Here is a 12,929-nt window from a genome sequence, read left to right as displayed (position 1 = left end):
GGTAAAAGTAGCCAGTCCTTTGAATGGAAAAATTGATCTATATCAAGAAAGTCAGATCAATCCTTTTTATCCAATTTTTGCTTTCTCATTCGACTAAACGTCTCCGGAGTCATACCCACATAAGAAGCTAGATGCTTTTGAGAAACTAATTGAAATATATGAGGGCTCTGTTCGAACAAACGGTCAAAACGCTGCTCTGCTGAGAAACTTCTTACTTCTACCTGCCTTCTGCCAATGCCTATAAGCATTTGAGCATTAAAAATTCTCCCCCATCGCTCTACAGATTTATACAAATCAAACATATTCATCAGATCTGAATAGCCAATTCTTAGCAACTCTGCATCTGTCGTAGCTTGCATACTCCAGTCCGCTGGACGCTGTTCAAGAAAGGAATCATAGGCACCAGAAAAATCACCATCATAGGTGAAGCCTACGCTCACATCTATGCCATTATTAATCATAAACGCCCTGAGCACACCGGTATGAACAAAGTAGAAATACTTTTCTGTTTGACCGGCCTGAATAATAAAGTCTCCCTTTTTTATGGTCAGTGACTTCCATCTTGATGAAAAATCAAGCCACTCCTCTTCAGAAAGAACAGAGAATTGATTGACCTTTTGTTTTAAATGTGACTTCGCATCCATATGTTCAAGTAAATCTAAAACGAAAAGATGTTTTACCAAGACAATAAAACCTCGGACTTAAATATCCCTATCAATACGGATTGAATCAAACTCTTAATCTGTCAATATTTGATTGTCTATAAGCTTTCCTGTTAATGAAATTATCTGAACGAGAACAAGAAATTCTAGCGCTGATTGTCAAGGAACTATCATCACAAGAAATAGCTACAAAACTGAAAATAAGTGTGAGAACAGTAGACACTCATAGAAAACACATTGGCAAAAAACTTCAAACCACGTCTTTGATCGGGCTAACAAAATATGCCATTCAAGAGGGAATGATTGAAGGTTTCCGGTATTCAGGTAAAAAATGAGCTGAATATACCTACTACTAGGTATTCCATAGACCTAACCCAATGATTAATATTACTTAAGCAAAATAATATGAAGCATGAAAGTCTTAAAGCTGGTATTTTCAATCCTTCTTTATCTGCTCACCATCACAATACTTGTATGACGTTCAAAGAGGTGAGTAGAAATTGATTTAGTGGCTCTTAAAGTTACAGGTGGAGCTAGTGAGAACCTCCTAACTATACAGTTAGGAGGTATTTTTTTGCTTTTATCTTTCAGATTGTTCGTCAGATTGACCCACGGGAGCAAAGAACATAATCAGTCCCAAGCAAATGGATGCGACCAATATTAAATACAAATAATCTTGAAAAGACATGGTATGAGTTCTTTTGATAGAATAAAGCCCTCAACTGTGAAAACCATTACCGCATCTACAGTTACTACATCTAATTGACTGATAAAGACATTTGGACCAAATAAACTCAGCTTGCACATAAGGGCAGAATTGCTCATAGTCACCATTGGTATAATAAATCCCTACTCCGTTTTATTCCTTATCAGTTTTTATATTTTTGTCGGTCACAACTAAACAAAAAATAATTAACCCCGGCTTATGCAGCAACTCAACGATTTCTTACTTCTCATTGATAGTTTTATTGGAAGTGCCTTTTGGTTCCCATATGCTCTACTTGGCACCGGGCTTTTCTTTACCATTTATTTGAAATTCCCACAAGTCAGGTATTTTGGTTTTGCTCTGAAAGTAGTAAAAGGCAAATTTGATAAGTCGGATGATGAAGGGGATACCTCCCATTTTCAAGCACTCGCTACAGCGTTGTCTGGTACAGTAGGTACCGGAAACATCGCTGGTGTGGCGTTAGCCATTCACATTGGTGGTCCTGCTGCCCTCTTTTGGATGTTGATGACTGCTGCAGTAGGTATGTGTACCAAATTTGTAGAGGTGACTCTTTCGCATAAGTACAGAGAAAAAACCGAAGATGGAACCATGGCCGGAGGCCCCATGTATTTCATGAAAAACAAAATGAATATGAAATGGCTAGCGGCAGCTTTTGCAGTAGCCACCGTTCTTTCCTCTTTTGGCACAGGTAGTTTACCTCAGGTAAACAGTATTTCAAATTCACTCAATGCTACGTTTGGAATAGATCACATGGTCACTGGAGGCGTTCTGGCCTTCCTCTTAGCTATCGTTATAATCGGTGGTATCAAAAGAATTGCGGCTGTAACAGAAAAATTGGTCCCAGGTATGGCACTAATCTATTTCATTGGTGCTTTTGCAGTAATCTTTTATAATATAGGAAACGTAGGGTCATCCTTCGTTTCAATCTTTGCTGACCTGTTTACAGGATCTGCAGCATCAGGCGGATTTCTAGGAGCATCTATTGCATTTGCCTTCAATAGAGGAGTAAACCGCGGACTGTTCTCAAACGAAGCTGGTCAAGGTAGTGCGCCTATCGCTCACGCCTCTGCGAAAGGACATGAGCCAGTGTCTGAAGGTATGGTGGCTATTTTAGAACCTTTCATTGACACTATTGTTATTTGTACGGTAACTGGTCTCGTTCTGCTTTCTTCAGGCGTTTGGAATGAGAAGCATGTGAATGACTTTCAAGTTTCCGACATGAGCATTATTGTAGGCTCGGACTATACCGATCAAACAGATTCAGGCAAAACACAGCTTTTCGGTCACATTTCAGGTGAAGCACCTCTACCAGAGTTCTCAGGGAATTTAGAAGTGAACAATGGAAGCATTCAAAATGATATTGCTATAATTCATGCGAGATCATTAGCTGAAGAAGTAAACATTTTTAAAGACGGCGAGCCATTTTCAGGTACAGTTAATATTCAAAATGGAAAACCCAGTGATCTAAATGTAACCTTTTCGGGAAAATCTCTTGTGCATAGTGCTCCGCTTACCACCATTGCTTTCACCAGAGGATTTTTTGGGGATTGGGGTCAGTACATTGTATCTATTGGTCTACTATTATTTGCTTTTAGTACGGCCATCTCATGGTCTTACTATGGTGATAGAGCGATGACTTTCCTATGGGGAAGCGGATCTGTAAAGTACTATAGAATGGTATATGTGGTTGCCTTCTTTTTTGCCGCATTTACTGATACCACTATCATTTGGACACTCTCAGCTATTACCATAGCAGTAATGACTCTACCTAATTTGTTTGGGTTGATTTACTTAAGAAAAGATATGAAATCAACACTTGATGAGTTCTGGGTCAATTTCAAAAAAGAATATCCAGACGAAAAAACGCCAGAATAAAATATCAAGCCCTATGATAGATCATAGGGCTTTTTTTATACCTAACTATAAGTCATGACTAAGGAACATCATTATAATAGCCAACTGATTTGGACTGGAAACTTAGGTAACGGAACAAAAAACTATAAAGCCTATGACAGATCCTACACCGTACAAGTTGAAGGCAAGCCACTAATAGAAGGCTCGTCTGATCCAGCATTTATGGGTGACCCCTCCAAGTACAATCCAGAAGAGTTGTTTTTGTTTTCCTTAAGTAGCTGTCATATGCTATGGTATTTGCATCTCTGTTCAACAGAAGGTATTGTAGTCACAGACTATCAAGATTTTGCCCAGGGGACGATGGTCGAATATTCTGATGGAAGCGGAGCGTTCACTGAAGTCATTCTTCGTCCGGCAGTCACGATTACTGATCTCTCTAAAAAAGAATTGGCCTTGCAGCTACACCACAAGGCCAATCAAATGTGCTTCATTGCAAATTCTTGCAAGTGTGCCGTCAAACACGAAGCATTAATCCACTAAATTCCAAAATCAGCTATCTCTTTGCAGTGATTCGATCCCAATTGAAAGTATGCACTTCCACAGGCTCACTGTCATATATATTGTCAAATATTTCTTCTACTACTAAAAAACTGGCGTGCTTGTCTTGATTTTCGTATCCGAGCATAAAAAACTCCCAAACCTCTCCATCTAATTCAATATCTAATTCGTAGACAGATAAAATATCCAGATCTCCGCCAAATTTCTTGATGAACTCTTCTGCCACCTCGCCCTCTACTGGCTCTGCTGTACTTCTCCACAGCTCTCCGGATTTTACAAATGCCCTCACATCTAATGTGCCACCATATTTATGATGATGTGGATGTTGATGAACCACAAAATGATCGAAGTCTTCAAGGGCAGGTTCACTTTTGAACTTGCCTGAATAAAACTGCCCCTGGACGTTTAAAACGCAGATCAAGCAGATTACAACAAATGTGGTTAAGGTTTTCATCTTTTATTTGTTTGATAGTTCAGTATCGTGTTCTCAAAACGCTTAACTAGCTAACAATACAAATCAGACCATTTTTTGTCACATGATCAGAATGCAATCGATGAATGAGGAAAATTATTCGACAGGAAATCGACTTATATCAAAATAATACAATTTTTTATTGCTTTATTTAATTTCAAGAGCACCTATTGATAAAATAGTACTGTATCTAATCCGATTCTAGATGACTAACTTTCCCAGAATAAGAGATCATGTTTCTCTGGGTACTTCTCACAGATAGTGTAGCTGATTTATTAGCCTGAATAGTAAAAACGCAACTGAGCATCTCGCCTCTTGTAGAATTGACTTTGAAACTATAAACTAATCTAAATTTCTTCTCATTATATTTTATGCTTTCTCCTTCCAAAAGCATGTTTTCAACATTAATCCCAACATCTCCACTCATAGTCGCCACCTGAGCCACTCCGAAGTATGGTAAATTGGCGTTTATTGTATCACCTTTTTGAATATATGAATTAGGGTTGCTCATCAGGTTAATGCGTCTGCCCTTTTGGGTGTCTGCCCAGTCAGCAACAAAGCGAAAATTTCTTCCCTCAAAAAATTCTTTTAATTCCTGGAAAGACTCGGCTCTGAGTTCCTTTTTTTTCTGTTTCTTTTCAGCTCTGGATTGCGCCGCAGTCACTTGAACACTGCCAAGGATTACAACTAAGATCATTAAGTACTTCATATAAGTATGAATTAATGTTTCTAAATCAGACAAAATAAATATCACTCCATCCAGATAAACAAGAAATGTGCCCAAACATTCAGAAATGATTATTACTAGTGCTCAATTTGTAAAGGATGCATTTGAAGTTTAATAAAATCAGTACCTACTTCACATTCGTTTGATAAACCAACTTAGGTTTATCAACCTGATCTGATAATGCATCTTCAATACAATCATGAATATTCTCTCTTCCTACCTTATCAATCAATCCCGTTTTGAACAGTTTATCCCTCACCGGGCCAATGATACTTACCATATGAAATTCAATACCACGTTCATCAAGCAGATTCACTATATCTTCGACACCGTCTATGCCACTTGAATCGATATCAATAATACTTTGACTATCCAAAATGAATTTTTTCATTGTTGGTTTCTCCTTGACTAATCTTTCTACTTTCGATTTCAACGAACCCACGTTGGCAAAAAACAATCTTGCATCAAACCTCAAAATACTTACACTTGGCTCATCAATAGCTTCATCAAAACGATCCAGGTTTCTGAAAAAATTAGTACCTGACACACGACCCAGCACGGCCATATGAGGGGCAGAGGTTTTGTAGATAAGTACCAATAGAGAAATTAAGATGCCAAAACCAATACCCCACTCGATACCCAAAATAAGTGTTCCTAAAAATGAAGAAAGAAGCATCACAAAATCATATCGATCGGTATTCCATAAACTTTTGGCAAGTTTGATATCAATCAGACCAAGAACTGCTATAAAAATGATTGCGCCTAACACCGCATGGGGTAAGTATTGAAAAACGGGCATTAAAAACAATAGGGCCAGGATCACAATTAAAGCAGCAATCATCGAAGCTATGGTAGTTTTAGCACCAGATGATTCGTTGACTGCTGATCGACTAAAACTAGCTGTCGCTGGAAAAGTTCTGAAAAATGATCCAATCACATTAGCCATCCCTAAACCAACGAGTTCTTGATTGGCATTAATCTCATATTCTGCCTTATGCTTAGACTGAAGCCGTTGGCCTATAGAATATAATTCAACAAAGCCCATCAAAGCCAATGTAACTGCCAAAGGCAAAAATTCACTCCAAGGCAAACTCTCAATTTCTGGAATAGAAAATTCTGGTAGCCCACTCGGCATATATCCCACCAAACTAACTCCGACATTATCCAGCTGAAAAAGATAGGAGATTCCCATGCCAACAAGTACAACAAGCAAACTCGCAGGAAATTTCGAAATCAATTTCTTACCCACAACCAATAAAAAAAGGCTCCCCAGGGCAATCCATAGAGTTGGTAAATGCACCTGATCCAGGTTCAATATATAAAACAAGAATTCATCAAAAATCCCATCAACATTTACCAGCTGGATGCCCAATAGATACTTCAACTGTTTGATAGAAATAATCACTGCTGCCGCAAAAGTGAATCCTAGGATAACCGGCTTCGATAGAAAGTTGGCTATAAAGCCAAGTTTTAAAACTCCCATACCCATTTGTATAGCACCGATAAGCAGTGTCAGCGCAGCAACAACTATTATGTAATCCATCGTACCTTCAGTTGCAAAAGCACTGGCACCTGCTACCAAAATCAATGAGTCCATAGCTACAGGCCCTACAGACACATGTCTCGATGAGCCAATGAGTGCGTAAACAATAGTAGGAATAATGGCCGTGTATAATCCATAGATAGGAGGCAATCCCGCAATCATAGCATAAGCCATTCCTTGCGGAATCAGCATGACCCCTACTACCAATCCTGCGAATAAGTCATTTTTCAGCCATTCGCTCGAATAAGAATTTAGTGAATCAATGATGGGGAAAATACTCTTCATTTCATAGTTGGGTTAACAGAGGCAAATGTAATAGATCAAAGGATTTCTAAATGTAACCATTGTTACCCTTACAGAATTTCGATCCTATTGCGATGCAATTCAATCCTTTCTTCCTCAACCAACTTCTTCAACAACCGACTAACCACCACACGGGAAGTATTCAAGTCCTGGGCTATTTGTTGGTGTGTTTTATGAATAGAAAAGTCTCCACTACTCTGTTTGCAGTCCAATAAATAATTCATTAATCGCTCATCCAATTTCATAAAAGCCAGAGAGTCCACGGCATTGAGCATTTCCTCAAATCGCTGATTGTAAGAACTAAATACAAATTGTCTCCAAGAGGAATACTTCATCCAACCATCCATATAGTGCAGAGGAATCATCATTACTTCCGCATCTTCTTCTACCACAGCTTTTATTTCACTTTTCTTCTGATTGATGCAGCAAGTCAGACTCATGGCACAGGTGTCACCGCCTCCCAAGAAATATAAAAATAGTTCTCGCCCCTCAGCATCTTCTCTCACTACCTTGATAGCCCCTGATAAAACCAAAGGGATATTTTTGACATAGCTAGCAAAGTCAATGAGCACCTTACCCGTTTTATACTTTTTCAATTGCCCCAATTGATTGATTTCGTCAATCAACTCAGGTTCAAATTTTTGGGTAAATTGATCAAGAGCCTTGTGCATGGTATCTGGTATTTCTTAGTCCTTATGAATTCCTTTCAAATTTCCGGATAAGATTTTAATTATTAACAATATATATCTAAATTTGCGCACTCATTTCCTATATAAGGAAAAATGAAAGCAGACAGACAATATAAAATCGACATATACGGACTCAAAATAGGGGTTCATGAGTTTGATTTTGAGTTTGATAAGAAGCTCTTTGAAAATGTTGAAGACAGTGTAATTGAGTCCGGCCACGGAAAATGTACCGTGATACTGGATAAAAAAGAACGACTGATTTCAATGGATTTTAAAATTGAAGGGATGATTGAACTGATTTGCGACAGAAGTCTTGAGTCATTTGATTACCCCATCAATATCGAAGAAAACTTGATCGTGAAATACGGTGAGGAATACGATGACAGCGAGGATGATCTATTAGTGATTCCTGATACGCAAGAAAGTCTCAATGTAGCATCTAGTATCTACGAATACTTGACGCTAGCTGTTCCGATGAAAAAAATTCACCCGGATTTCCAAGATGAAGAAGACGATGAAGAGCTTGAAATAGCGTTGGTGTATTCATCAGAAGATGAAGAGACTGACGAAAAAGAAGATAATGAAGCAATTGACCCTAGATGGGCAGCGCTCAAAAATATTAAGGATTTAAAGAAATAAAATAAAAGAAAGATGGCACATCCAAAGCGTAAAACCTCGAAGCAGAGAAGAGACAAGAGAAGAACGCATTACAAAGCAGAAGCTAAGAACTATGTAGTTTGCGCTACCACTGGTGAAGCTCATTTGCCTCATAGAGCCTACTGGCACGAAGGCAAATTGTACTACAAAGGCAAAGTAGTGATCGAAAAAGAAGTATTAGCTTAATATTTCTTTTGAACTTTTATAAAATATATGGAGTCTGCTTTTTAAGCAGACTTTCTGTGTTTTATATGATGTATGCACGCATACTATTTTGATAGTCAAATCTGACTACCAAAAGCCAATTAATTCATTAAATTGCCAACGCTTTTTGACCATTCGTCAAAAGGCTTGACCAGTTCAAAAGAATAAAAATTTCAAATGACTAAAATAAGAGCAGCAATTACAGGTGTTCAAGGTTATGTCCCAGACTATGTACTGACTAATCAGGAACTTGAAACCTTTGTAGATACCAGCGACGAGTGGATCACCTCTCGAACAGGTATCAAAGAAAGAAGAATCCTAAAAGGAGAAGGCAAAGGCACCTCTGTGATTGGAATCGAGTCATCTAAGGCACTACTCAAAAAAACGGGTACTGATCCTAAAGACATAGATCTTATCATTTGTGCAACAGTCACGCCAGACATGCCGTTTCCGGCCACGGCTAACATAATTGCTGACGAAATTGGAGCCATCAATTCATTTAGTTATGATATTTCTGCTGCTTGCTCTGGATTCCTATATGCGCTAACCACAGGTTCTCAATTTATTGAGACAGGCAAATACAAAAAAGTGTTGGTCATTGGAGCTGATAAGATGTCATCGATTATCAACTATAAAGACCGTACTACATGTATCATCTTTGGTGATGGTGGTGGAGCTGTATTGCTAGAGCCAACTACCGAAGAGGTAGGTGTAATGGATTCTATATTGAAGGCAGATGGATCAGGCGCTCAGTATTTAAATATGCCAGGAGGAGGAAGTAGAATGCCTGCTACTGTAGAGTCCGTTCAAGCAGACAAGCACTATGCATTTCAAGAAGGTTCTGCAGTATTCAAATTTGCTGTAACCAATATGGCCGATGTTGCCGCTGAGATCATGGAGAAAAATAATTTGACTGGTGATGATATCTCTTGGTTGGTGCCGCATCAGGCTAATAAAAGAATTATTGATGCTACCGCTCGACGAATGGAAGTCGACGAAAATAAAGTAATGCTCAATATTGAAAAATACGGCAATACGACAAGTGGCACACTACCTTTATGTCTTTGGGACTACGAGAAACAGTTAAAGAAAGGTGACAATGTAATTCTTGCTGCTTTCGGTGGCGGATTCACTTGGGGGTCTATCTATTTGAAATGGGCCTACGATTCTAAATAAATCAACATTAAAGAACAATAAAATGGCTTCAACCGCTGACTTTAAAAATGGCATGTGCATCGAATACAACCACGGTTTGTATTTCATCGTCGAATTTCAGCATGTAAAACCAGGCAAGGGCCCAGCTTTTGTCAGAACAAAATTGAAAAATGTCAAAACCGGAAAGGTGATTGACAATACTTTTACTTCTGGTCATAAAGTAAATACAGCTCGCATAGAAAGAAGGAACTACCAGTTTCTATATAAGGATGATCTAGGCTACAACTTCATGGATAATGATACTTATGAACAGATCAATATCGAAGAAGAGCTGATTGACGCTCCACAGTTTCTTAAGGATGGAGAAAACGTAGACGTGATCTTTCATGCTGAAGAAGAAATGATTTTAGGGTGTGAACTCCCTAACCATGTGATCATGGAAATCACATACACTGAACCAGGTCTGAAAGGCGATACCGCGACCAATGCATCAAAACCTGCAACTACTGAAACAGGTGCTTCGATTCAGGTCCCTCTATTTATCGACCAGGGAGACGTAGTGAAAGTAGAAAGCAAAACAGGAAATTATGTAGAAAGAGTAAAGAAGTAATTCTTACTCTTTTTTATGAGCATCATCCAAATTTTTATATCAGGTGAATCTCATTAATTTTAATTAGATAAAACAATTGGGAGCTTATTGGCTCACTTAAACATCACTAACTAATTGATTTAGTTTGAACATTCAAACTGAAGTAAAACGAATAAACACTTAGCAGATGAAGGTAAAAGAAATCAAAGAATTGATAGACTTCTTGTCTAATTCAGGGCTCGAAGAAGTAAAAATAGAAACTGAAGAGTTTAAAGTTAATATCAAAAGAAGCAACGAAACTCAGGTTATAGAAAGAGCCGTAGCTGCCCCTGCTCCTGCAGCACCTGTCGCAGCAGCACCGGCACCAGCTGCTCCCACAGCAGCAGCACCTGCTGCACCAGCCGCAGAGAGTGCGCCTGCTGGCAACTACGTTGAAATTAAGTCACCAATGATCGGGACATTCTACAGATCATCTAATCCAGAATCTCCTGCCTTTGTGAATGTTGGAGATAAAGTATCTGCTGGATCGACCGTATGTATTGTAGAAGCAATGAAGCTTTTCAACGAAATTGAATCTGAAGTATCAGGTACTATTGTAAAAGTACTAGTAGATGATTCTCAGCCAGTAGAATACGATCAGCCACTATTCTTGGTTGACCCGTCATAATTGATTTTTGAAATTAAAGACTGACACGTGTTTAAGAAAATATTAATTGCCAACAGAGGCGAAATTGCTTTAAGAATTATTCGAACTTGTCGTGAGATGGGTATTAGCACAGTAGCTATTTACTCTACCGCCGACAAAGAAAGTCTACATGTAAAATTTGCCGACGAAGCAGTTTGCATAGGACCTGCACCAAGTAAGGATTCTTACTTGAATATGAAAACGATCATATCTGCTGCGGAAATCACTAATGCAGATGCTATTCACCCAGGATTTGGATTTCTATCAGAAAATGCTGAGTTCTCTCAGCTTTGTGAAGAGTACAACATCAAATTTATCGGTGCTAGCGCAGAAATGATCAGCAAAATGGGAGACAAGGCTACGGCCAAGGATACCATGAAAAAAGCTGGTGTTCCTACGATCCCAGGGTCTGACGGCTTATTAAGTTCTGTAGAAGAAGGTAAGAAAATCGCAAAACAGATCAAATACCCAGTTATCCTAAAGGCAACAGCCGGAGGTGGTGGCCGAGGTATGAGAATTGTTAAGGATGAAAGTGGTTTCCAAAAAGCATGGGATGACGCTCGTCAAGAGTCCAAAGCTGCTTTCGGAAATGACGGCATGTATCTTGAAAAATTTGTCGAGGAGCCACGTCACGTTGAAATCCAGATTGTTGGAGATAGTAATGGTAGAGCTTGTCACCTTTCGGAAAGAGATTGTTCGATCCAAAGAAGACATCAAAAATTAACGGAAGAAACACCTTGTCCTGCTGAAAAAATGACTCAGGAACTTCGAGAGAAGATGGGTCAAGCAGCCATTTTGGGAGCAGAAGCGATCAAATATGAAGGAGCAGGAACAGTCGAGTTTTTGCTAGACAAACATGGTGACTTCTTCTTCATGGAGATGAATACACGTATTCAGGTGGAGCACCCTATTACGGAAGAGGTAACTGATTTTGACTTGATCAAAGAGCAGATCAAAGTAGCTGCAGGGATTAAAATTTCTGGCAAGAACTACTTTCCTCAGCTGCATGCGATTGAATGTAGAATTAATGCTGAAGATCCTGCAAAAGACTTCCGCCCTTCTCCAGGTAAAATCACACATTTGCATATGCCGGGCGGGCATGGCGTACGAGTAGATAGCCATGTGTATGCGGGTTATACCATTCCACCAAACTACGATTCGATGATTGCGAAGCTGATTGTTTCAGCTCAAACAAGAGAAGAAGCAATAGTAAGGATGAAAAGAGCATTGGGCGAATTTGTAATCGAAGGAATTAAAACTACGATTCCTTTTCATCTCAAGTTGATGGACGATGAAATCTATAAATCAGGCCAATTCACTACTGCATTTATGGATACTTTCGACTTGACTGATTTGTAATTATTTAATTCGATATACAATATTTATTTTAGTAACCACGCTATCTCTATGGCGTGGTTATTTTTTTGCTATGAACTTAAAATTCTTTTCTTTTTTGGCCTTTAGCTTCTTATTCGCATTGGACGGTTGGTCTCAGGATTCGCTCACTCAAAAAACAAGAGAAATTCACTTTGGTGTTGGTCCCGCCTCCTACAGCGGAGACCTAGGTAAAGCTTATTCCAGTAGCTCGCTTTTGTTCAATATTGGTTTCAAACTCAACAAAGACAAAAAGCTCAATGGGAATTTTCGGCTGTCGATTGGTTCTGTCACCGGTCAGGAGCTCGATTACAGTACGACTGACAACTCTGGAGTCCCTGCTACACCAAACACTTTCTTCAAAAGCGCATTTCTTGGCCTGAATTACGAAGCTCACTACAATTTTGTTGACAAAAAAAAATACAAGGTCTACCTCTCGCAAGGCATAGGGCTATTTAGATTTAATCCCAAAGATGAATCAGACAACAGTCTTATTGATATGCCTGACACCAGATCTCTGGGAGAAAATTATCGCAATCTGATCATCCAACTTCCTACCCAGCTTGGCGCTAAATATTATTTACCCAATGACTTTGCTGTGGGTGTTCAATTCGGCTTTATGAATCCAATCACCGACTATTTGGATAATCTAGGCGTATGGGGCAACAAAAACGGCAATGACAATATTCTGGCGATTCAGTTTGAAATTCATGCGCCGATTTCATTCTGA

At 39.0% G+C, this 12,929-nt stretch carries 15 protein-coding genes; 10 read left to right on the top strand and 5 right to left on the bottom strand.

Annotated elements, in window-relative coordinates; genetic code table 11:
* Positions 1–56 precede the first annotated feature (56 nt).
* Positions 57–644, bottom strand: coding sequence for a Crp/Fnr family transcriptional regulator (locus tag R8N23_RS04875; RefSeq protein WP_318170442.1), 588 nt, complete (start codon positions 642–644; stop codon positions 57–59).
* A gap of 134 nt (positions 645–778) precedes the next feature.
* Here R8N23_RS04875 and R8N23_RS04870 point away from each other — a divergent pair, with 134 nt between their 5' ends.
* From R8N23_RS04870 to R8N23_RS04860, 3 genes are all read left to right on the top strand, one after another.
* The gene (locus R8N23_RS04870) at positions 779–997 is read left to right on the top strand and encodes a response regulator transcription factor (protein ID WP_318170441.1); all 219 of its coding nucleotides are present in this window, start codon (positions 779–781) and stop codon (positions 995–997) included.
* Between the two features lie 590 nt (positions 998–1,587).
* Positions 1,588–3,264, top strand: coding sequence for an amino acid carrier protein (locus R8N23_RS04865; protein WP_318170440.1), 1,677 nt, complete (start codon positions 1,588–1,590; stop codon positions 3,262–3,264).
* A gap of 54 nt (positions 3,265–3,318) precedes the next feature.
* Positions 3,319–3,783 (top strand): OsmC family protein, encoded by a 465-nt coding sequence (locus R8N23_RS04860; RefSeq protein ID WP_318170439.1) that lies wholly within the window; start codon positions 3,319–3,321, stop codon positions 3,781–3,783.
* A 13-nt stretch (positions 3,784–3,796) separates the two neighbouring features.
* Here R8N23_RS04860 and R8N23_RS04855 read toward each other — a convergent pair whose 3' ends face one another.
* The 4 genes from R8N23_RS04855 to R8N23_RS04840 all read right to left on the bottom strand — a co-directional run bounded on the left by R8N23_RS04855 (position 3,797) and on the right by R8N23_RS04840 (position 7,517).
* Positions 3,797–4,255 (bottom strand): hypothetical protein, encoded by a 459-nt coding sequence (locus R8N23_RS04855; protein ID WP_318170438.1) that lies wholly within the window; start codon positions 4,253–4,255, stop codon positions 3,797–3,799.
* 208 nt (positions 4,256–4,463) lie between these two features.
* The gene (locus R8N23_RS04850) at positions 4,464–4,982 is read right to left on the bottom strand and encodes a DUF4251 domain-containing protein (protein ID WP_318170437.1); all 519 of its coding nucleotides are present in this window, start codon (positions 4,980–4,982) and stop codon (positions 4,464–4,466) included.
* A 145-nt stretch (positions 4,983–5,127) separates the two neighbouring features.
* Positions 5,128–6,828 (bottom strand): sulfate permease, encoded by a 1,701-nt coding sequence (locus R8N23_RS04845; RefSeq protein ID WP_318170436.1) that lies wholly within the window; start codon positions 6,826–6,828, stop codon positions 5,128–5,130.
* A 68-nt stretch (positions 6,829–6,896) separates the two neighbouring features.
* Positions 6,897–7,517 (bottom strand): Crp/Fnr family transcriptional regulator, encoded by a 621-nt coding sequence (locus R8N23_RS04840; RefSeq protein WP_318170435.1) that lies wholly within the window; start codon positions 7,515–7,517, stop codon positions 6,897–6,899.
* Positions 7,518–7,628: 111 nt separating this feature from the next.
* Here R8N23_RS04840 and R8N23_RS04835 point away from each other — a divergent pair, with 111 nt between their 5' ends.
* The 7 genes from R8N23_RS04835 (at position 7,629) to R8N23_RS04805 (ending at position 12,929) form a co-directional block, all read left to right on the top strand.
* Positions 7,629–8,174, top strand: coding sequence for a DUF177 domain-containing protein (locus R8N23_RS04835; RefSeq protein WP_318170434.1), 546 nt, complete (start codon positions 7,629–7,631; stop codon positions 8,172–8,174).
* Between the two features lie 12 nt (positions 8,175–8,186).
* On the top strand, positions 8,187–8,378 hold the full coding sequence (gene rpmF, locus R8N23_RS04830) for a 50S ribosomal protein L32 (protein WP_084371710.1): 192 nt from the start codon (positions 8,187–8,189) through the stop codon (positions 8,376–8,378).
* A 195-nt stretch (positions 8,379–8,573) separates the two neighbouring features.
* A complete protein-coding gene (locus R8N23_RS04825; protein WP_318170433.1) occupies positions 8,574–9,572 on the top strand; it encodes a beta-ketoacyl-ACP synthase III in 999 nt (332 codons plus the stop codon).
* Positions 9,573–9,594: 22 nt separating this feature from the next.
* The gene (gene efp, locus R8N23_RS04820; RefSeq protein WP_318170432.1) at positions 9,595–10,161 is read left to right on the top strand and encodes an elongation factor P; all 567 of its coding nucleotides are present in this window, start codon (positions 9,595–9,597) and stop codon (positions 10,159–10,161) included.
* A 166-nt stretch (positions 10,162–10,327) separates the two neighbouring features.
* Positions 10,328–10,807 (top strand): acetyl-CoA carboxylase biotin carboxyl carrier protein, encoded by a 480-nt coding sequence (gene accB / locus R8N23_RS04815; RefSeq protein WP_318170431.1) that lies wholly within the window; start codon positions 10,328–10,330, stop codon positions 10,805–10,807.
* A gap of 27 nt (positions 10,808–10,834) precedes the next feature.
* Positions 10,835–12,184, top strand: a complete 1,350-nt coding sequence (gene accC / locus R8N23_RS04810) for an acetyl-CoA carboxylase biotin carboxylase subunit (protein ID WP_318170430.1) — start codon at positions 10,835–10,837, stop codon at positions 12,182–12,184.
* A gap of 70 nt (positions 12,185–12,254) precedes the next feature.
* Positions 12,255–12,929 carry a hypothetical protein gene (locus R8N23_RS04805; protein ID WP_318170429.1) on the top strand — a complete coding sequence of 225 codons (675 nt, stop codon included), beginning with the start codon at positions 12,255–12,257 and terminating at the stop codon, positions 12,927–12,929.

The sequence above is a fragment of the Reichenbachiella sp. genome (assembly GCF_033344935.1).
In the GTDB taxonomy this organism is placed as follows: domain Bacteria; phylum Bacteroidota; class Bacteroidia; order Cytophagales; family Cyclobacteriaceae; genus Reichenbachiella.
The sequence above is the reverse complement of the archived record's forward strand: the minus strand, read 5'-3'. Positions and strand labels throughout refer to the sequence as shown.